The 20970-nt window shown below is 58.7% G+C and carries 19 protein-coding genes and 1 pseudogene; 18 read left to right on the top strand and 2 right to left on the bottom strand.

Features of this window, described 5'->3' with window-relative positions; translation table 11 throughout:
- Window positions 1-17: 17 nt before the first annotated feature.
- A complete protein-coding gene (locus A6U98_RS01740) occupies window positions 18-971 on the bottom strand; it encodes an NmrA/HSCARG family protein (protein WP_064647521.1) in 954 nt (317 codons plus the stop codon).
- Window positions 972-1189: 218 nt separating this feature from the next.
- Between A6U98_RS01740 and A6U98_RS37460 the strand changes: the two are divergent.
- The 11 genes and pseudogenes from A6U98_RS37460 to A6U98_RS01690 all read left to right on the top strand — a co-directional run.
- Window positions 1190-1331, top strand: a pseudogene (locus A6U98_RS37460) (IS5/IS1182 family transposase); the annotation flags it as partial.
- A gap of 285 nt (window positions 1332-1616) precedes the next feature.
- Window positions 1617-2873 (top strand): polysaccharide biosynthesis/export family protein, encoded by a 1257-nt coding sequence (locus tag A6U98_RS01735; RefSeq protein ID WP_245304475.1) that lies wholly within the window; start codon window positions 1617-1619, stop codon window positions 2871-2873.
- Between the two features lie 116 nt (window positions 2874-2989).
- The gene (locus A6U98_RS01730) at window positions 2990-3763 is read left to right on the top strand and encodes a glycosyltransferase family 2 protein (RefSeq protein ID WP_018241135.1); all 774 of its coding nucleotides are present in this window, start codon (window positions 2990-2992) and stop codon (window positions 3761-3763) included.
- A gap of 26 nt (window positions 3764-3789) precedes the next feature.
- Window positions 3790-4950, top strand: a complete 1161-nt coding sequence (locus A6U98_RS01725; RefSeq protein ID WP_064647517.1) for a glycosyltransferase family 4 protein — start codon at window positions 3790-3792, stop codon at window positions 4948-4950.
- Entirely contained in the window at window positions 4937-7036 is a 2100-nt protein-coding gene (locus tag A6U98_RS01720) for a hypothetical protein (protein ID WP_064647515.1), read from the top strand. The genes A6U98_RS01725 and A6U98_RS01720 overlap by 14 nt, the downstream gene beginning before the upstream one ends.
- Window positions 7033-7920 carry a DUF6492 family protein gene (locus tag A6U98_RS01715; protein WP_064647513.1) on the top strand — a complete coding sequence of 296 codons (888 nt, stop codon included), beginning with the start codon at window positions 7033-7035 and terminating at the stop codon, window positions 7918-7920. The genes A6U98_RS01720 and A6U98_RS01715 overlap by 4 nt, the downstream gene beginning before the upstream one ends.
- Entirely contained in the window at window positions 7917-8744 is an 828-nt protein-coding gene (locus A6U98_RS01710) for a hypothetical protein (RefSeq protein WP_064647511.1), read from the top strand. The genes A6U98_RS01715 and A6U98_RS01710 overlap by 4 nt, the downstream gene beginning before the upstream one ends.
- Window positions 8737-9738 (top strand): glycosyltransferase, encoded by a 1002-nt coding sequence (locus tag A6U98_RS01705; protein WP_064647509.1) that lies wholly within the window; start codon window positions 8737-8739, stop codon window positions 9736-9738. Before A6U98_RS01710 ends, A6U98_RS01705 begins: the two co-directional genes overlap by 8 nt.
- Window positions 9739-9740: 2 nt before the next feature.
- On the top strand, window positions 9741-11120 hold the full coding sequence (locus A6U98_RS01700; RefSeq protein WP_064647507.1) for a hypothetical protein: 1380 nt from the start codon (window positions 9741-9743) through the stop codon (window positions 11118-11120).
- A 16-nt stretch (window positions 11121-11136) separates the two neighbouring features.
- Window positions 11137-12318 carry a cellulase family glycosylhydrolase gene (locus A6U98_RS01695; RefSeq protein ID WP_064647505.1) on the top strand — a complete coding sequence of 394 codons (1182 nt, stop codon included), beginning with the start codon at window positions 11137-11139 and terminating at the stop codon, window positions 12316-12318.
- Between the two features lie 555 nt (window positions 12319-12873).
- Window positions 12874-13377 carry a hypothetical protein gene (locus A6U98_RS01690; RefSeq protein WP_064647503.1) on the top strand — a complete coding sequence of 168 codons (504 nt, stop codon included), beginning with the start codon at window positions 12874-12876 and terminating at the stop codon, window positions 13375-13377.
- 13 nt (window positions 13378-13390) lie between these two features.
- Here the strand turns inward: A6U98_RS01690 and A6U98_RS01685 are convergent, their stop codons facing one another.
- Window positions 13391-14365, bottom strand: coding sequence for a quinone oxidoreductase (locus A6U98_RS01685; RefSeq protein WP_064647501.1), 975 nt, complete (start codon window positions 14363-14365; stop codon window positions 13391-13393).
- Window positions 14366-14434: 69 nt separating this feature from the next.
- Between A6U98_RS01685 and A6U98_RS01680 the strand changes: the two genes are divergently transcribed.
- The 7 genes from A6U98_RS01680 to A6U98_RS01650 all read left to right on the top strand — a co-directional run bounded on the left by A6U98_RS01680 (window position 14435) and on the right by A6U98_RS01650 (window position 20933).
- Window positions 14435-15301, top strand: coding sequence for a LysR family transcriptional regulator (locus tag A6U98_RS01680; RefSeq protein ID WP_064647499.1), 867 nt, complete (start codon window positions 14435-14437; stop codon window positions 15299-15301).
- 312 nt (window positions 15302-15613) lie between these two features.
- Window positions 15614-16747, top strand: coding sequence for a spermidine/putrescine ABC transporter substrate-binding protein (locus tag A6U98_RS01675; protein WP_064647497.1), 1134 nt, complete (start codon window positions 15614-15616; stop codon window positions 16745-16747).
- A 30-nt stretch (window positions 16748-16777) separates the two neighbouring features.
- The gene (locus A6U98_RS01670; RefSeq protein ID WP_082933830.1) at window positions 16778-17704 is read left to right on the top strand and encodes an ABC transporter permease; all 927 of its coding nucleotides are present in this window, start codon (window positions 16778-16780) and stop codon (window positions 17702-17704) included.
- Window positions 17704-18519, top strand: a complete 816-nt coding sequence (locus A6U98_RS01665) for an ABC transporter permease (RefSeq protein ID WP_064647495.1) — start codon at window positions 17704-17706, stop codon at window positions 18517-18519. The genes A6U98_RS01670 and A6U98_RS01665 overlap by 1 nt, the downstream gene beginning before the upstream one ends.
- A 12-nt stretch (window positions 18520-18531) precedes the next feature.
- Window positions 18532-19614 carry an ABC transporter ATP-binding protein gene (locus tag A6U98_RS01660; RefSeq protein WP_064647493.1) on the top strand — a complete coding sequence of 361 codons (1083 nt, stop codon included), beginning with the start codon at window positions 18532-18534 and terminating at the stop codon, window positions 19612-19614.
- A gap of 24 nt (window positions 19615-19638) precedes the next feature.
- On the top strand, window positions 19639-20139 hold the full coding sequence (locus tag A6U98_RS01655; RefSeq protein WP_064647491.1) for a nucleoside deaminase: 501 nt from the start codon (window positions 19639-19641) through the stop codon (window positions 20137-20139).
- Complete coding sequence (locus A6U98_RS01650) at window positions 20136-20933, top strand: GntR family transcriptional regulator (RefSeq protein WP_082933829.1); 798 nt, start codon at window positions 20136-20138, stop codon at window positions 20931-20933. Before A6U98_RS01655 ends, A6U98_RS01650 begins: the two co-directional genes overlap by 4 nt.
- Window positions 20934-20970: the final 37 nt, after the last annotated feature.

The following is a 20970-nucleotide window of genomic DNA, read 5'->3' as shown; positions in this document are numbered from 1 at the left end:
CATTTGCGCGACATGCTTCAAAGTCCGAAAGACCGCTTATCGCCACGCCACCCCGTCGTCCTGAGATAGTGTTCCCAATTGAGCGTGTCGGGGTTCAGGCGACGGCTCCATTCGAGGTCGTGCTCCTTGCCGAAATAGCCATGGTCGACAGCATATTCGACCATCCCCAGAAGCTCTCGAACAAGAAGTTCGTTGGCGGCAAACTCTGGAAAATAGTGCAGCAGGCCGTCCCTGGAGAAAGCGTTTCGATACGCGGCCTTGAGCCCGGTCACATGCTGAAACGTTTCGACCATCTCGCGCGGAGAAATGATGTCGCCAACGATCGGCAGCGTTTTGCCGTTGTAGCGCTCGGGATTTGAGAAGATTTCGAGGACGACCGGCCCGGCCGCCGTCAGCGGATCGACAAACGGCGCGCGGAAATCTTCAGGAAGATAAATCGGCAGGAGGAGCGTATCGCCCTCCATGCGCGGCACATAATATTCGAGAAGATTGGTGTAGAAGAACGCCAGCATGACGAAGGAATGAGAGATTGGCAGGCCGCGAATATGGTCTGCAACGCGCGCCTTGTCGGTAAAGTGCGGTGCATATTTCGTCCCATTGGTGATCTTGTCGACATTCTCAAGCGTGCTGAAAACAATATGCCCGACGCCGGCCTCCACGGCGGCGTCCGCGAGTTGCCGGCCGAGAGGAGCCTCGATTATCTCCGGCGGGGCGATCGGAGGCGTCATCAGAAATGCGCCATCCGCGCCTTTGAAGGCGGCGACGAGGTCCTTTTGACGGCCAAGTTGGAGAGGGACGATTACGATTTCAGCGCCGCGTTTCTCCAGATGCAAAGCTTCAGGCGAATCCTTTTTCCGGGTGAAAGCACGCACCCGGAAACGTTGGCTCTCTAGGAGTGCCGCGGCGACGCTGCGCCCCTGTTTGCTCGTTGCACCGGCAATCGCGATCAGTGGCTTTTCATCTGCAGACATAGAGCTTTAAACCTTTCCCTGTCACCGACGCCGACTGCGGTGCCAAGCGTCGTTTTTGCGGGAGAGCGGTCGGCCTGTGCCGAGAGCCCACCTCGATGGCGGGCACCCTATCGTAACAGGTTCTGGGGCTGTAGATATCTGAAATGCATAACGTAATGCCATTTTCTGGATAAATGGCGTCCCGGCTGGGCCCGGATACAAATCGGTTCGCCATCCATCGCGACGGCGCAAGTGCCGTTCTTGAAACCACTTCTCAAATGCCGGCGTTGGTTCAGACATCTCTTCGCCGATGGCGGCTCTGATGGACTAATGCTGAGAGCTGCATGGCAAAGACGCAAGTTCACCCTGCAGATCGTCAAATAAACCGATAAGGCCAAAGGTTTCGAAGTGCTGCCCAGTCGACGCAAGATATTACTTTTATTGATTTCTTTTCAACGCAGACTCTCGGCCTGTCCGGCAGATGTATTAATCATTGGTAAGTACTATTGAATATGATTAATATTATGTTAACCTTAAAGAGATCAGAGAGCGTTCAGCGCTTTCAAAGCGGAAATTCGAAACATGAAGCTTTCGAAGATAATATCGCCAGCGATGCCTCAATATAGGTCGAGAATCGGTTCTCGCCTACATCAAACAATACTGTGCATGGTGTTTGCAGCAATTGTTCCATTGACCTCAGCAGCGGAAGATTTACCTGCGTCCACAGGTTCGGCCCCGGTTGTGACCTCTGGCGAGACTTCGGCCCGGCAGCCTCAATCGCTGCGTGATGGTCTTCGCTCAGGCGATAAATTGAATCTCGCATTTTACGAAAGCTTGGCCTCTGTAGAAGATCGCTGGACGGGCTCACGGGGCACGGTTCCCTGGAACTTTTACCAGCGCCCCGAGCTCACTGGCGAATACGTCGTTGAAGCGGACGGAACCATTTCGCTTCCGCTTTTGGGACGCTTCCCGGTTCGAGGGCTTCCTCCGGCGGATGTGGAGGCGATAATTCTTCCTTCGTACGAAAGTCTGGTCGGCAGAAAGGGGTTCGTCGACGTCGTCAGGATCGAGCACCAGCCGATTTATATTACCGGCCCGGTTCGTAACCCAGGCTCGTTTCAATATGTTGATGGCATGACTGTTCTGCATGCCGTTGCGCAAGCGGGTGGCATGACGGCGAAGACTATCGAGCCATGGCAGAGTGTGGAGATTACACGCCAGATCGAGCGGTTGAAGGCTGGGCTGGCCGATCTGAAGCGGCTTGCGTCGCGAACCGAGGTGCTGAGGGCGAAGCGCGATTCCGTGCAAATTGCCAGTATTGGCACACCTGTTCTTGGTCCCGATCCCGATGCACAACAGTTGTTGGATGATGAGACATGGCAGCGCCAATTGGTAACAACGAGCAAGGATGCGCAGAGCAGTGCTTACGCAAAATCTGTTACCGATGCCCAGGCAGATCTCGATCTGCGTCAGGCACGCGTCGGCAATTATGATGCCACAATTCGGGTCCGTCAGGATCGGCTGGCAAGTATCGAGAATTTGGCCAAAAACAAGCTTGTCACCAGTATCGAGTTGACCCGGGCGCAAAGCGAACTGACTGAGTCTGAAGATCGAAAGCAGCAGGCCGTCATCGATGTCGAGAGCGCAAAGCAACGGTTGGCGGCAGCGAAACAGGACGTCGAGCGCGATCGTATCGAACGCAAGATCGAGCTCGAAAAGTCAGCAGCGGATGCCGAAAGAGGCCTATCCACGGCGTTGAAGACGACCGAGAGCGATCTTGAAATCTTCCGGTCCATGGTATCGTCGAAGGATACCGCCGATGTTGAATTCGAAATCGTTCGGCCTGGACCGAATGGTGTCATCGTCGAACCTGCGACCGAAGAAACGGTCTTACAGCCTGGCGATCTGATCAAAGTACATTGAGACTTAGCCGCATACTCCTCCCGACGGGGAGAGATTAGTCCTCCTCTCGGCCAAAGAGCTCAGGGGCATCGTCGATTTGCGATTTGTCACGCGGTCCAAAACGCCATGGAGAGCTTATGTCTACAATCGAAGCTTTAGAATCCTCGCATTCCTCAATGCCGGTCCAGGGTCCGATGTTCAATTTGCCCAGGACCTCGCTCGTCATTCCAACCTTGAACGAAGCGGAAAACATTAAGCTGCTTTTGCCCCGCATACCGACCTGGGTGCATGAAATCATCATCGTCGATGGGCGATCGACAGACGGAACGCCTGACATAGCGCGAAGCATGCGCGACGATGTCAAGATCGTACTCCAGCCCAAGAAGGGCAAAGGCATCGCATTGCGGACCGGCTTCGAAGCCGCATCGGGTGATATGATCGTGATGCTTGATGCTGACGGTTCGATGGATCCCTACGAAATCATCTTGTTCGTCGCGGCTCTTGTTGCAGGTGCGGATTTCGTCAAGGGTTCTCGCTTTATGCAGGGTGGCGGCACCAGCGACATGACGGTCATCCGCCGTTTCGGCAATCTCGGCCTGACCCTCCTGGTCCGGATGCTCTATGGCAGCTCTTTCAGCGATTTGTGCTACGGCTACATGGGCTTTTGGAAACGGCATGTTCCCTTGCTGCGTGCCGATTGCGACGGCTTCGAAATTGAGACGCTAATCAATTTGCGGGCCCTGAAGAACAAGCTCAAAATCATGGAAGTCGCGAGCTTTGAATCGGAGCGTATCTACGGCGTCAGCAATCTGCGTGCCCTTCCGGACGGCTGGCGCGTGCTGAAGACGATCTTCCGAGAACGCGTCAGTACGCCGACGGGCGTCCAAGTCCTCGAGCAGGGCATGTCCTGAGGTCCGGATTTAATGGGCGAGGCCGCATGATGCGCATTTTGATGCTCAGCGCGAGATACCTGCCTTTTGCCGGAGGAACGGAAACCCATGTAAGCGAGGTCGCAACCCGGCTCGTGCGCAAGGGGCATGCGGTGACGGTCTTGACGGGCAATCCCGACGGCCTTCTTCCGGCAGCGGAATGCCGAGACGGCGTGCAGATTGTCAGGCTGAAGACCTTTCCCCGTGGGCGGGATTGGTGCTTCGCTCCCGGCGTCTTCAGGGCGATCGCCGAAGGTGACTGGGACCTGATGCATGTTCAGGGCTACCACACCTTCCTGGCACCGCTGGGAATGACGGCCGCATCGCGGAAGGGGCTTCCTTTCGTGGTCACCTTTCACAGTGGTGGCCATTCGTCACGATTTCGGTCCTCGATCCGGCGCTTCCAACATAGAATGCTTGCGCCTCTGGCCGCCAGAGCAGCACAACTCATTGGCGTGTCGCGGTTCGAAGCGGATCTATTCAGCCACAACATGGCAATCGCGAGAGACCGGTTCATCGTTATCCCCAATGGCGCGCGCCTGCCGGAAAAGTCCGGGCGGCGACCGGCTTCACCTCACGACAGGCCGCTGATTGTCTCGCTCGGCAGGCTGGAGCGCTACAAAGGTCATCATCGGGCGCTTGCTGCATTTAATGTGCTGGCAACGAAATTCCCCGATATGCGCCTTCGGATCCTGGGAGAGGGGCCCTATGAGGCGAAGCTGCGTCAGCAGGTGGCCGAGCTCGGGCTCGGCAACCGTGTCGAGATCGGGGCAATTCCGCCGACCGACCGGTCCGCAATGGCCGATCTTTTGTCTTCGGCCGCACTTGTCGTGCTCCTCAGCGATTATGAAGCTCATCCCGTGGCGGTTATGGAGGCGCTTTCGGTCAAGGCTCCCGTACTGACCACCGACACATCCGGCTTTCGGGAGCTGGCTGAGGAGGGCCTCGTGCGATCCATTCCGCTCAACGCTTCGCCAGACTTCACCGCGCGTGAAATGCTCGCCGCCATGGAGGCGGGGCCGATCTCGGTTGAGACGAGCTTGCCGGACTGGGACGATTGCACGGACCGGCTGCTGCTGGTGTACAGACGCGTACTTTCGCATCCGCAGCCTGAACTGCGAACCGGTCAGGCACTGCTTGGAGATTTGAAGCACGATGACCGTTGTTGAGGGGCGGACGTCTCCAGACCAGCAGAAGGCCTACCAGGACGGAGCTTGTCGTCATGGCTGTACGGTAAGGGTTTCTATTCCACGCATCGATCTGTGGATCGCCGCATTTCTGGGCCTGCGCAGGCAGGACAGCGCGGTCGGGGGCGTTGCCGATCCTTCGTCGCTGGGGATGTCGCCGGTCTTTGCCTTCCTGTGCAGTTGCGCCCTTATTGTGGCCGCTCTTGCTGCAAATGCCAGTCGGCTGGGAGAGGGCTGGGCGGTTCCCACGTTCTATTGCGCCATCGCTGCGATCTTTCTTCCCGCTGCGGCGCGAATCATCCATCCGGGGGCCAGCCGCCTGGAGCGGTTGGCGCTCATCGTCATCGTGACCTCAGCCCTCTTCGTAGTACGCCTCATCCGCGCGCCCGTCGCCTTCATAGATCATGACGAATTCCTGCACTGGGCGACGGTGAACGACATTCTGGAGGCGGGGCGACTGTTCCTGCCCAATCCGCTTTTGCCGGTCAGCCCCCTCTATCCCGGGCTAGAGCTCATAACGTCCGCCTTGGTCAACCTGTCCGGACTGTCCGTTTTCGCGGCAGGCCTCATCGTGTTGGCGGCGGCACGGATGATGCTGATGCTCACGCTATTCCTGCTCTTTGAGAAGATCACGGGCTCGGCACGGATCGCCTCCATCGCCTGCCTGATCTACATGGGCTCGTCCACGTTTTTGCTGTTCGACGTCCACTACTCCTATGAAAGCCTGGCGATCCCCATGCTTGCGGCGGTGCTGCTGGCTTCGGAAAGCCGACGCCTGGAGCGAGGGCATACGGCAGGCTGGCCGACGTTCGTCGCCACCATGGTCCTGATCGTGGCGCTCGCAGCTACTCATCATCTCACCTCCTATTTTTGCACGGCCCTTTTGTGCGGCACGGCGGTGATGGAATGCCTGAGGCAGGGCGCTTCCGCTATGCAGAGGCGGCAGGCGATCCTGCTGGCCTCGATCGCCGTGATTGCTCCGGTCGCCTGGTCGAAGATCGTCGGGAACCCCACCGGCAGCTACATCCTTCCCGTACTGGCGGGCGGCATACACGAGGTCGTGCAACTCGTATCGAGTTCGACCTCGACGCGTAAGCTTTTCGTGTCGGACACGGGAGCCCTGGCGCCTGCTTGGCAACGTTACCTGACGATGGCGGGTGTCGCGCTGATCTGTCTCGGACTTCTCACCGGTTTTCTCCGCTCGCTCGTTTTCAACGGGCAGCACCGGAATGCGAGTATCCTCTGGCCGCCGACCAGATGGCGCCTATGGCGCTCAAGCCTTCTCGAGATCCTCGTTTTGGTGACGCTGGCCTATCCCGTCAGTATCATCTTCCGCCTGACGCGCAGTGGGTGGGAGATCGGCAACCGCATCGGCTCGCTATCCTTCCTCGGCGTCGCAATTGTCGTCGCGGTGGCCGTCGCGGCGTTCTGGCACGGCGCCTCGCGTGGCTGGCTGCGCGCAACGGCGCTTGCCGCCGCCGCAACGACGGTGCTGATCGCTGGCGTCATCAGCTCCGAGGGGCCACGTATCCTGGTTCCGGCCGGCTATGAGGTTTCGGCCGACTCCTCGTCGATAGAACCGATGGGGATCAGCGCTGCAAAATGGACCAGGGAATGGCTGGGCGGCGAGCAGCATTTCGCAACCGACCGGATCAATCGCCTGCTCCTGTCCACCTACGGCCGGCAAAAGGTCTCGACCACGCTTGAGAGCGGGCAGGATACAGGTATGGCCATCACCGCTGGCGATCTCGGCCCGATGGAACGCAAGCTGCTGATCGACTCGGGCGTCGGTTTCGTCATGGTCGATCTGCGCATGACCACCGGCCTGCCCGGCGTCGGCGTCTATTTCGACGGCGGCGCGCAGGACCGAAACCACACGGTCCCCCTCCAGGCGTCGTCGTTGCTCAAGTTCAATTCCGAGCCCGATGTCGACCGCACCTTCGACAACGGCTTCATGGTCATTTTCGATGTCGGGCGGCTCGGGAAAACACGGCAGCCCGCCGCCCCTCCTAGGCGGACCGGAGAGCCGGTGCAATCCCTGGGACGACCAGACGGAGATTTGCGATGATCGATAGCCGTATCGACGCTTTCATGTGCGTCCATTCGCGGGACATCGAATATTTGCTCGAAGCGTCCCTTCGCTCCTACCAGCAGCATTTCCCCGACAAGGGAAACCTAACCATGGTCACCGACAACCCGGCGGCTTTAAGAGCCTTCCTCGACGCGAAGGGTCTCGTGCCTGGCGCTGCCGTCACCGGCGACAACGACTGGCTTTCGGCCAGCGAACTGGAGCTTCCCGGCTGGTTTCGGCAACAGATCATCAAGCTGCGCGCTTTCGAATTCTGCCGCACCGAGCATTTCTGCAATCTCGGTGCGGATACACTGCTGCTGCGGCCCATCGCGACGACCGATCTGATCGACCGGCGCGACCCGGTTCTCTATTATTCCAGCCACAGGCTTCCCGATCTGCACTACCGTTTCGAGAAGAAACGGTTGCGCAATGTTGCAAAGATCCTCGGCGTCGAGCCGGCCCGGTCTTTTCGCTACGTCGATTTCATCAACGATTTCTTCTGCTTCAAGCGCGAATGGCTCATGGCGCTGAATGACTACATCACGTCGAAATACGGCTCAAAACCCTACGTCGAGCTGCTCAAGGGTCTGAGTGCGTCAAAAGACCAGACACGGTTCGGAGAATGGACACTCTACTCCGTCTTTCTGCTCGATGTGATGCACCAGTCGCCGACGATGCGCGATGCGCGCGGGGCCTATCTGACGCAGATCCATAGCCGCCTCGGCCTCACGCTGAGCCGGCTGGACAGCAAGATCGTCCATCTCGTCCAGAAGTCCTTCGACCCGAACGTGATCCGCCAGAAGCTCGTGAAGGTGAACCCGGGCGCCGCTCAGATCATCGGCGCGACGGCATGGGCGAATGCAGGAGCTCGTCCCCGATGATGGCCCGCCGTGTCTTTCTGGGAATCATTCCGCTGTGGGTTCTTGCCGCTGCGTTGGCCGTAACGTGGCTGCCCGAAACCTTTTCGACCTGGGAGAAGGCAGTCCGTCTGGCGCTCTGCGCGCCGCTGATACTGTATTTCCCGGGCCGCATGCTGGTGGACACCCTGCGCATCGAGGGCGATGTGGTCACGAGAGGGACGTTCGCGGTGTTCCTGAGCTTCGCGATCTGCATTTTTTTGGGGCTTCTGCTGCATGTCGCTGGGCATCTCGATGCGCGAGGCTGGGTATACGCGCTGGGCCTGACGACTATCGCCGTTCGGTGGCTGAATGTCGTTTTGCGGCTCGCAAGGCCGGTTCCAGCCATTCGCTGGGCTTGGCCCGGCCGCCGTTTTGCGATCTTCGCAGTTTCCATGATCTTGGCGGCGAGTTCCGTCCTCGTGGCGCGCCCGGTCGCGCTTGAACGCAAGCCGTTTCAGTTCACCGAGCTTTGGATGGTGCCCAAATGGAACTGGACGAACAATGTGGTAACGGTCGGCGTGCGCAATTCGGAAGACGCCAAAACGCTTTACAGTTTTGACCTTGTTCTGGGCGGCACGTTGATTGGAAAGATGCCAACCTTTGAACTGGCGCCTTCCTCCGGCCAAACCTTCGAATTCTCCGTACCCACAAAAACGCGCCCACCCGCACGGCTGGAAGCCTGGCTCTACAAGGGCGGCGACAGGGGAACGATCTACCGCAAGGTCTGGATGACCATCGACACGCTCCAGTCCGCGGCACCGACCGGAATAACCCTTCAGTTCGCTCCGGAGACGAAAAATGGATAATTTCCAGCACCCCGTGCCCGGCAAGCTTACGACGGCAATCGTCATCTGCTGTTATTCCGACAAGCGTTGGGACATTCTCAACAAAGCAATCGCGGCGGCAGCGCGCCAGGTCCCGGCCGCGGACGAGATCGTCGTCATCGTCGATCACAATCCGGCACTGGCGCTGCGTCTGCGCGCCAAGTGCTTCGAAACCCCGGTCAGGATCGTCGAGAATATTCATCCGCCCGGCCTCTCCGGTGCCCGCAACACCGGGATTTCAGTCAGCCGCGGCGAGGTCATCCTGTTTCTCGACGACGACGCTGTGTCGGATCAAGATTTGCTGGCGACCTTGGGGCGGCAACTGGAGGATCCCTCCGTTCTGGGCGCCGTTTCCGCTATCCGGCCGTTGTGGGAAACAGACCGTCCGTCCTGGTTTCCCGACGAATTCCTGTGGACCCTCGGCTGCACCTATCGCGGCCTTCATCCGGGGCCGGTGCGCAACCTCATCGGCGCGTCCATGTGCATCCGCCGCGACGTCTTCGATCATGCCGGCGGCTTCGATTCCGGCTTGGGCCGAACGGCCAAGGCTTTGCCGCTCGGATGCGAGGAAACCGAACTCTGCATCCGTGCAACCAAGGCCTTGCCACATGGCCGTTTCGTCTTCGAGCCATCGAGCGGCAGCGATCACGCCATACCCGCCGATCGCGCGACGTGGAAATATTTCCTCCACCGCTGCTGGGCCGAGGGGCTTTCAAAGGCCAGCCTATCGTTGATCGCAGGCTCCGGCGAGGCGCTGGCGTCGGAAAAGACCTATATGACGAGGACGTTGCCGCAAGGGGTTATGCGGGGATTCGCTGATATGTTGCTTGGCCAGCCGAGCGGCCTTCTTCGCGGCGTCGCGCTGGGCGCCGGCCTGGCGGCCACTGCGGCCGGCTTCGCTCTCGGCAGGACCCGCGCTGCGCTTACGCGACCGTTCACCTCCGTTCCTGCTCGCGCGCTCGAACCGGTGGAATAGGCATGTTGACCCTCAGCGCCGCCATGACCAAGGTCCGCAGCCTCCTGATGAATCAGGCGGTCCTGCTCCTCAATGCAGGCATGTTGGGGCTTGGAACCTTGATGACGGCCATTCTCGGCTTCGTCTACTGGTGGTTCGCGGCGCGTTCCTTCTCGGCCGAGGCTGTTGGGCTCGCCGCCGCCGCCATATCGTTGATGAATCTCCTCGCGAATCTCGGTGAAGTCGGTCTCGGGCCCTTCCTGATGGGCGAGATAGGCCGTCAGAAAAGAGCAGGCCCCTTTCTGACGGGCGCCCTCCTGGCCTCGTTCAGCGCCTCCATCGTCGTGGGGCTGATCTATCTTGTTATCGCTGCCTGGACATCGACGCAGCTTGGCTCGATCGTCGGTTCCTCCGTCACCGATCTCTTCTTCATCGCTGGTTGCGCTCTGACGGCCGTGACCCTCGTGCTCGACCAGGCCCTGGTCGGCCTTCTGCGCAGCGGCCTTCAACTGGCCCGAAATGTTGTCTTCGCCGCCAGCAAGCTTCTTCTACTGATCGCTCTCGGCCTGACACTTGGCCGCGCAAGCAGCGAATTGGCGATCTTCACCACCTGGTTTACCGGGCAGCTTGTCTCGCTGGTCGTCGTGGCCGGGCTTCTTGTTTATGCCGGCAGGCGCGTTTTCCACCGGCCGGACATCCACGCCTTCCGCCCGGTGCTCGGACAGGTTTTCGGCCATCATACGCTCAGCATGGCTGTTCAGGCGCCGGCGCTGCTGCTGCCCTTCGTCGTCACGGTGATGCTGTCCGCTGAGATTAACGCCGCCTTCTATGCCGCCTGGACGGTGCTGAACGTCGCGCTTCTCGTCCCTGCGTCACTCGCCTCGGTGTTGTTTGCCATCGCTTTGCGGGAGCCGGAGCTATTTCCTGCGCGCCTGCGCCTGTCGCTCGGCTTGTCGATGCTGGCCTGCGCGGCGACCGCCTTGGCGTTCCTGTTCCTGTCGCGCTTCATGCTCTGGATATTCAATCCGACCTATGCCGTGATTGCAGGAAATGGCCTCCAGTTTCTTGGCGTTGCCGCCTTCGGAATGGCATTGAAGTATCATTATTTGGCGGTTCAACGTGTCCGACGGCGCCTGGGTTTTGCTACGCTCGTTCTGACCGGCGGTGCGGTGCTGGAGATCGCGGCCGCCGTCGGTGGTGCGCAATTCGGGATCGCCGGTACAGCCAACTTCTGGGTCATTGCTGTTTCGCTGGAAGGCCTGCTTCTGTGCCCGGCATTGTATTGGGCCACACGGCACACTGCGACGCAGTCCACCATCGCGCCATCAGCGGCTGTCGGTGTCTCGACATACGGCAATTCCCTCGACGAGACAGACCAAATCGGAATTGCGTCACGGGCTTGAAAGGGAGTGTCTTCGCATGAGACGTGTTCACCATTTCCGGAATTTCGCTGTCGGCGCTATGGCGCTGGCGCTTTTTTGCTCTGCTCAAGTCGGATCTGCGGACGCGCAGTCATCTGCGCAACAATCTTTCGTCACGACGAAAGAGGGGGGCTTCATGCTGGACGGCAAGCCATTTCGCGTGGCCGGCGTAAACAACCATTATCTGACATTTGGCTCGTCAGGCGAGGTCACCCGCGTGTTGGACGATGCCACGGCAATGGGTGCCAATGTGGTGCGCACCTTCCTGCAACCGGTTATAGGGTCGCTGGACGGCCGGGTACCGACGATCTGGAATTCAAAAAGCACGGCCGATTCCAGCAATCTGGGAACCAAGGGCATCTATATGATGAGTTGGGATCCGATAACCAACAAGATGGTTCCCAACGACGGACCTGACGGCCTGCAAAAGGTCGACTACCTCATCGCGGAAGCGGCGAAGCGCAAGCTCAAGCTGATCCTCGCATTCGTCGATTTCTGGGCCTACACGGGCGGTGCCCAGCAGATGAACGCCTGGTACGGGAGTTCGGATAAATACACTTTTTTTGCCGCTGATCCGCGAACCCGGCGCGATTACAAGGCATGGGTTCGGCATGTTCTGTCGCGCGTCAACACGATTACCGGTGTCCGCTATTCCGATGACCCCACCATATTTGCCTGGGATCTGGCCAACGAACCTGACATCCATCCCAAACCGCTTCTTCATGAGTGGGTGTCGGAAATGTCAGCCTACGTCAAATCCCTGGCACCGAAACAGCTGGTAACGACGGGCCATGGGAACATGGATCAGAAGTTGGCGGATATGAACATTCCGAGCGTCGATTTCGGCACGTGGCATGGCTACCCATCCTACGTCAAAATGAGCCATTCCGATTTCGATGCCCGCATTCGCGAATACTGCGCGATCGGACGAAATATCGGAAAACCGGTGATCCTGGAGGAGTTTGGAATTCCGCGATCCGATGCCGATCAGGCAAACGCCTATGGAACGTGGCTGAACACGATCGCCACCTCGGATTGCGGAGGCTGGGTGGTCTGGCGGCTCACCAGCACCCAGGACTCGGGCCTCTATCCCCAGGACGACTACGACAAATTCGACATCCATAACGATGGAAGCCCTGCTTGGCAGGCTCTGCGCGACGCCGCCCTCAAGCTTCAATAATCAGGGGCCACCGGAGCCATTCCGCCGTTCAGCATTAAAGCATGTCGCGCAAAAGTGTGCAGCGGTTTTGCGACAACGGCATGCGTAAAAACAAAGACCTAAAGCGCGAGGAGCGAATCTGAAAGATCGCGACGCGCTTTAGTCGTCTCGAGCGATGGATCGGTTACGGCACCGGGTGTTGCCATTCGATTTGATGGCTGCCAACAACATGTGGCATATAGCTCGAAGGCGGAAACCGATTTCAAGACGAAAACACGCGTGACACGACGATCGGAAGCGCGCCCGCGAACCGGGATGGTTGCGCGAACGGACGAGTGATAGCGATCTCAACACGTCAGAGTATTGACCTAAATGCTTCCATATTTTGTTGCGATCTAAACTGGGTCTCTAGCTTCGCCAAATATTCGCGGTATATCCAGGATACTGGGGACAAACTGGAGATTTTCGAAGGTCGGCAGTTGGTAATATGAATAATGCGGATGGCTCGCTCGCAGAAGCGGTATCGTATATTGACTCATCATCGGGCTATCCCGATTCGAAAGAGGGATTTCGGCAGTGAACTCTTCACGCTTTCTCCAATCAATCGTCGAAGCCGAATCCCATGATACACGCTTGAATTTCGCCCGCGCCGCGATTTTTCAGCTTTATAGTGCTTGCCTGCCAACCGGTTCTGCGCCGGCTCAGTTTTCCGTCGAACTCACTCTATCTGAAGAAGAAGCGGTCACGCTTGTCGTGCGGCCGTTCGTCAATAAGGTCGAAGCGCTTGGCGGGCTTGTGAAATCCCTGTTTTCGACAAACGCGGAGACCGTACTGCGAGCCCTGCCATGCAGGGTGGAGGATAAGGTTGGATCCGGCATTGGATTGATACTTTTCGTCGACGATGAACCGATGATTACAATCGGATCTCTTGCAGATGATAGCGGACTGTTTCTTCGCCAGATCGAGCCGGCATCCAGGAATACGTCCGGGGTTGCCACAATCGGTACGGTGGTAGGCCAACGACTTGCCAGTGTGGTTCCTATTCCGACTGGATCTCTCGATCTCCGTAAGCCGAAATAACGGACGCTGACGATCAAGGTATCAGCAGGATACTGCCGGCCGAGCGTCCGGATTCCATCTCTTCGTGCGCCTTGGCAACATCGGCCAGACGATATTCGGCACCGATCTGCGAAACGATCCCTGTTTCCATTGCGCCGACTGCGGCGAGAGCAGCCTCGCGATACTGTCCGATGTCAGCACACCAGGCCATGATGCTCGGATGGCAGAGCGCCTTGCCCGGGCGAAGTTCCTCGACAGGCACCGGTGGGATAGCACCGGCGGCCTGGCCGATGGTGACAGCCATGCCGAATGGGCGGACAGAGCGTATGCTTTTGAGAAGCGTGTCGCCGCCGATGCCGTCATAGGCGACGTCGACACCAAGCCCGTTCGTGAGCCGCTTCACTTCGGCGACGATATCGGCGCCTCGTCCAACAATAAGGTGATCGGCCCCATAAGATGCGGCGAGTGCGGCCTTTTCCGAAGAGCCAACCGTCCCGATCACCGTGGCATCGAGCGATCTGGCCCAACGAACGAGGATGCTCCCGAGCCCGCCCGCGGCCGCATGGATCAGAACCTGGGTTCCTGCGCGCACATCATAGGTCTTTTTCAACAGCATGTAGGCGGTCATGCCTTTGAGCAGCGAACTCGCTGCCGTTTTCGCCGAAACGGCATCGGGAAGCTTGATCGCCCTTTCGGCGACAATATTCCTGGTGGAGCGATAGGCTCCAACCGGCGGCCCGGCATAGGCAACGCGGTCACCCTTCTGGAACATGGAGACGCCGGGACCGACGTCGTCGACGATGCCCGCCGCCTCGGCACCGATCACCGAGGGGTAGGAAGGCATCGGGTAGAGGCCCTTTCGGTGATAGACGTCGAGAAAGTTGGTTCCGATCGCCTCATGGCGGATCTTTATCTCGCCATGACAGGGAGGCTCACAACGGTGATGCTCCTCAACATGGAACTGGGTGACGTCACCTGGGGCATTCAGCCATACGATTTGGTTGGTCATCTCTCGTGCTCCTTCATCGGCACAAATTAGGCGATGGCGTGATGTGTGAAAATTCCCTATTACTTCACAATGATTGGGAGAGAATTCACAAAGCTCGACTGGGACGACCTTCGGCATTTCCTGGCGCTCGCGCAGTCCGGAACGTTGCTTGGTGCCGCAAAGCAGCTCGGCGTCGAACACGCGACGATCAGTCGGCGCGTTTCGTCGCTTGAAGCCAGTCTGGGACGCAAGCTGGTCGACCGCCGCGGACGGCGCATCGTTTTGACCTCGGACGGAGAGCAGGTTGCCAGGCATGCAGCTCTCGTCGCAGCGCAGACTGCGGCAATCGAGCAGCTTGGCCGCAGCAGCGCCACGGAATTGCGTGGCCATGTCAGGATCAGCGCGCCTCCCGCTCTCTCAAGTGTGCTGCTCGCAAAGCCGATCGCGGCCGTCAGGCGAGACCATCCCGGTGTTGAGATCACGCTTGTCGGAGAAAAACGCCTCGCGTCCCTGAACAGACGAGAGGCGGATATCGCCGTGCGAATGTCGCGTCCGGAGGATGGCGATTACTCTATCGTCAAGCTCGGCGAGACAAGCTTCCATCTCTACGCATCAAAGACCTATCTCGAAACGGTTCCACCGTCGGACTGGACCTTCATCGGTTACGACGAAACCATGAACACCTCACCGCAACAGCTGCGGCTGATCGAACTCGCCGCCGGCCGGCCGATCGCCGTGAGGTCATCCGTTCTGGAGTTTCAGGCCGCAACCGCAAGCCTTGGCGCAGGTGTCGTCATGCTCCCCGATTTCGCGGTCGTGGGGTCAAGCGGTCTCCAGCGCATTGAGACCGAACGGCCTTTGACAAGAGAGGTCTGGCTGGTTGTCCATTCGGATATCACGGACGTCCCCTCCGTCCGCGTCGTCGTCGAGGCGCTGAAGAATGCTCTCGGGACGTAGTCCGCTCAGTTGGCCGGGGCCGCAAAGCGGCAAATCGAGACGTTGGCGTTTCCCTGTCCAACAGACAACGAGGCCGGCTGCGGCTAGGTAATCGCATGCGATCTGTCACTTTAATTGCATGCAAAATAGTCACGAAGTTGAGTTCGTGCCAGAAGTTTGCACAGCAGGTCAAATGTTGGGATACGACCTCTCAACACAAAACATTGAAAACGATACCTTTTCACATAAGTCGAAAACTGGCATGCCCTTTGCATAGTTGATATCGCACGCACTTAATGCATACGATTTAACCAAGCCTGAAGGGAACAGAAAATGCGCATCCCATCTTTCATGTCACGCGACATCAGCCGACGCGGCTTCCTGAAGGCTGGCGCTGCAGGCGTCGCCTTTGCTGCTGCTAATCAATGGTCCAGCGCCTACGCAGACGATCCGAATGTTCTCAACTACCTGTCCTGGCCCGGCAATGCCGATCCCTATCTGATTGCCGACTTCGAGAAAGAGAACAACGTAAAGGTTCGGATCAAGGAATACGTCGGCGGCGACCAGATGCTCGCCGTCATCAATCAATCGCCTCCCGGCTCCTTCGATGTCGTGCTAGCTGATGCCGAGTACATGCACTTGCTGCATGCATCTGATTTCATCGAACCGCTCGATCCGGACGATTACCCGATCAAGGATTTCTGGCCGGAGTTTCAGAAATTCCCGCTGCATTGGTTTGATGGCAAGCTCTACGGTGTCATGACCGACTTCGGCTATCTCGGTCTGTCCTACAATACGAACACGTTCAGGCCCGAAGAGGTCAAGTCTTACGCTGCCATGTGGAGCGAGAAGGCAAAGGGCAAGGTCGGTTTCTTTGACTGGTATCTGCCTTCCATGGGTTCGATCAGTCTCTCCAACGGCAACCTTCCGCCGTTCGACATCTCGGAAGAGAAGTTTGAAGCCGTCAAGGAGAAGCTCTTCACGCTGAAACCGCAGGCTTCGGGTTTCTACACCATTGCCGACATCTTCTCCTCCATGACCAACGGACAAGCCCAGCTTGTTCCGGGTATTGGCGAGTGGATCACGCTTGGCCTGCGGCTGAACGGCGTGCCGGTCGACACGATCATTCCGGAGGAAGGTGGTCTGCAGTGGACGGAGTCGCTTTCCATCGTCAAGGGCACGCCCAAGAAGGACCTTGCCCGCAAGTTCATCCAGTACACCACCTCCCCGCAGGGCCAGGTGAAGATGGCGACCAAGGTCGACAACAAGAAGTCGATCCCGTCAATCGCCGGCTGGAAGCTCCTCAACGAGACGATGCCGAGGGATGCCGAAATCCTGCGCATGAAGCTCGATCAGCCGAACGTCATGGATGAATACAAGGCCAAGAAAATCCAGTTCCGCCAGTTGCCATCGGAACAGTCCATTGAGGACTGGAATGACGTGTGGAGCGAATTCAAGAGCCTCTGATCGGAAAGGCTCTAACCTGGAGAACCTGGGATGACAGACATCGATGCATCAATGCTGAAGGCTGGCCAGGGGGCCGGGCGCGGTTCATTCCGTGCCCGCACCGCCGCGTCGCCTGCAACCATGCCTGCCATTCTGGGGCTTCCCGTTCTGCTTTGGCAGATCGTGTTCTTCGCAGCCCCGCTGATCTTCCTGATCGTCGTCACTTTCTGGCGCGTCAGGTCTTTCCGGCTGGAGCCCGACTTCTCGCTGGATAACTGGTCGCGAATATTGTTCTCCACCCCTTTCCAGAGGGCCTTGGTCTACACCGGCGAAGTTGCTGTAACCTGCACTGTTCTGACGCTGGTGATCGCGCTTCCCGCCGCCTACACCATCGCCTTCCGGCTCACCCAGAAAATGCGTGATCTTGCGGTCACGTTTCTCATTGTACCGGTCTTCTCAAGCTACATGTTGCGCATCTATGCATGGCAGATCGTCTTGAGCCCCGACGGGGTCATCAACAGCATCGTCAAGCGTGCCGGATTGACCGGATTGCCTTTGCTGGGCGGTCAGTTCTCGCTTCAGGTCGGCTTGCTGACGCTGACCCTTCCTGTGGCGATCCTGATCCTGGTTCTGGCCTTCTCCGGCGTTGATCGCACGCTGGTCGAGGCGTCCGAGAACCTCGGTTGCCGCCGCAGCAAGGTCATCCTGCATGTCCTGCTTCCCTCGATCCGCAATGCGATCTTCCTGGCGGGATCGACGGCCTTCCTGATGTCGTTCGGCGATTATATCAGTCCGTTGTTCATGACCGGCAGCAAGCCGCCGACACTCTCCATCCTGATCGTCGATACTGTCAAGTCGGGGTCGCAGTGGCCACGCGCTTCCGTCATCGGTGTCACCATGCTGGCGATCCTGGCGCTTGTATTCCTGGCAGCGGGCTTCCTCGGCCACGACCGCCGAACCCGGAAGGGAGGCCATTGATGTCCCAGCCGCTCATCACCCGCCTGTCGCGCTTTCTGCAATTCGGCCTGATCGGGGCAATTGCTCTCTTTATCGCAACCCCGATGTTGGTCATCGCGGTCTTCTCGTTCGATGCCAATCGCTTTCCGACGATCCCTTGGGGAGGTTTCAGCCTGCAATGGCACCAGGCAGTCCTCGCCGACAGCATGATCCGCGACGCCTTCCTCAACAGCCTGATTGTCGGCTTCGGGACTGCGGTCATCGCCACCGTTCTCGGCTTTGCTGCCGCCTACATCGACTACCGTTACATGTTTCGCGGAAAGACCTTGTTCGGGCTCCTCGTCGCTATCCCGCCAGCCGTTCCCGTCAGCATCATGGGGATGGCAATGTTGGCATTCCTGTCGCGCATCGGCCTGTTCGGCAGCGTCGAAGCCATCATCGCCTGCCACGTCGCCATCGCCACGTCCTTTGCCATGGCAATTATCCGGCTTCGCCTTGGCGAGTTTTCTCGGGACCTGGAGCCCGCCGCCTGGAATCTCGGCGCGTCACCGTTTGCAACACTCTTCACGGTCGTCCTGCCATTTTGCAAACCGTCTCTGATCGCGTCGTTCTTCCTCTCGGCTGCCGTCTCCTTCGACGAGTTCCTGATCGCCTGGTTCGTCGGCGGCGTCAACGAGACGCTGCCGGTGCGCATCCTCAACCTCCTTCAGGGGCAGGTGAACCCGAAGATCAATGCCATCGGCACCATCGTCCTCATCATCAGCATCGTTCTTGTCCTTGTGGCGCAACGCTTCATAGGCGTTCGTGCAGGCAAGACCGCTTCCTCCAATCCCTGAAAGGCAGAAGACATGTCGAATGCATTCGTGACCTTGGAAAACCTCGACAAACGCTACGCAACCCACCACGCGGTGAAGGCAATCAACCTTGAGATCCAAGGCGGCGAGTTCATCGCCCTGATGGGGCCATCGGGCTGCGGCAAGTCCACGACCCTTCGGCTCCTGGCAGGACTGGACCAGCCGACCGGCGGCGACATCCGGATCGGTGGGCAAAGCATGCGCGGCATCCCGGCGTTCCAGAGGGACACGCCGATGGTCTGGCAGAGCCTGGCTCTGTTTCCGTTTCTCTCCGTTGTCGAGAACGTGGAGTTTCCACTTCGGATGAAGAAAATCGGCAAGCAGGAACGGCGCAGACGGGCGATGGAATGGCTCGAACGTCTCGGGCTGGGCAGTATGGCTGAGCGCAACATCGCTCAACTGTCCGGCGGGCAGCGCCAGCGCGTGGCAATAGCACGGTCGCTAGTGACGCAGCCTTCGATCCTCCTGCTCGATGAGCCACTCAGCGCGCTCGATGCCCATCTCCGGGTCCGGATGCAGACCGAACTCTCCCGCCTCCACAAGGAACTCGGCATCACCTTCGTCTACGTGACACATGCACAGTCGGAAGCCTTCGCTCTGGCTGACCGGATCGTGCTGATGAACGATGGGGCGATACAGCAGATCGGCCGACCACAGGACGTCTACCGCGAACCTGCCAACGCTTTCGTGGCTGAATTCATGGGCATGAACAACATTGTCAGCGGGAAAGTGTCTGGACATGACGAAGGCAAAGTGCGGATCGACGGTCCGCTTGGGACGTTCACGGTGCCGACGAAGACAAATGGTGCCGAGCAGGACAAGGCGAGCTTCGTCATCGCAGCCGATCGCATCAGCCTGTCCTCAACAGGCGGCACGGCGGGAGAAGGCGTGACAGGCAGTGTCATCGGCATCGAATTCGTGGGATCAACCCAGACGATCTTCTTCGACGTGAAAGGCAAGGAATTCCGCGTCCAGAAGCAACAGCACGAGATCGATGCACTCGACCTGACGCCGGGCAAGGAACTGACGTTGAACTGGCAGCCCCAGCATGCCTGGCTTCTGCCCGAAGCGGCATGACAAACATCCAAGGAAGGAGACCCAATGACCTACAATGAAGACTTCATGCAACGCGCCGTGGAATTGTCGCGCCAGGCGCTGACGAAACCCGGTACCGAGCCTTTCGGTGCGGTCGTCGTTCTGAACGGAAAAATCGTCGGGGAAGGTTTGAACCACTCCCTGGCAAACTTCGATCCGACATCACATGGTGAAGTCGAAGCAATGCGCGATGCCTGCCGTCGGTTGGAATGCGTCGACCTGACCGGGGCCGATATGTACACCTCCTGCGAACCCTGTGCGATGTGTGTGGCAACCATGGAGGTCGCCGGCATTTCACGCCTGTTTTATGCGGCCTCGATGGATCAGGCCGGGAAAGCATTCGAGGGGTTGACGAAGAAAGAACGGCATCCCATCGATGTCGACAAGGTCCGCAAAGCCGCGGGTGCGTTGGTCAACGAACGCTCGATGCCCAGTGCGCAAAGCATGGATAGGGAAGCCACGGATATTCTCAATACGTGGGTGGAAATGAAGAAGGCAGGGAAATGATCACTCGCAATGCACAGAGCGGTGGGACGGCTCGTTCGGTGAACGACCCGACCGCCAAGGGCAAAGGCCCACCCGCCAACGACGGGACTGCAGCAATTCGAACAGCCGCACCCACCTCGCGAACGGAAGCCGTCCAGGACGCTCTTCGCCAGGCGATCATGGAACAGAAATTACAGCCAGGCGCACGTCTGCCCGAAGATGCAATCGGGGAAACGTTCGGAACCAGCCGCACCATTGCACGGGAGGCGCTGGGACGCCTTGCCGTGGAAGGATTGGTTGAATTGAAACCGAACAAGGGCGCTTACGTCGCAAATCCATCGCTGGAGGAAGCTCTCGATACCTTCATGGTTCGCAGAGGCCTCGAATGCACCGTCACCGGCCTGCTTGCCGGAAAGCTGAAACCAGGCGAGATCGACGCGCTGAACTGCTTCATCGAGAAGGAACACAGCGTTTCCGGCGTCGATGATCGGGAGTCGATCCGGCTTGCGGGCGCGTTTCATTTGCTGCTTGCGCGGATGACCGGGAACCAGCTTCTCATCCGATATGTCACGGAAGTGGTATCGCGGTGCTCGTTGATCCTGGCCATGTACGGCCGACCCCATTCGGCCGATTGCGGAGTGGACGAACATCGTCAAATCGTCCAGGCGCTGGTCAACGGTGATGCCTCGCGCGCCAACGAGCTGATGGACCACCATCTCGCGTCGGTCGCAGGAAGAGCCATGCTCGAAGCAAGGCAGGAACGCGACATCCGCGATCTTCTGGCACCCTATGCCGCTCGGATAAAAGGTCTCTGACAATGACAGCACAGATTGCTGAAGCCCCTGCAAACAG

The sequence above is a fragment of the Rhizobium sp. WYCCWR10014 genome, assembly GCF_001657485.1.
In the GTDB taxonomy this organism is placed as follows: domain Bacteria; phylum Pseudomonadota; class Alphaproteobacteria; order Rhizobiales; family Rhizobiaceae; genus Rhizobium.
Note: the sequence above shows the minus strand (reverse complement) of the source record. Positions and strands in the feature narration are given on the sequence as shown.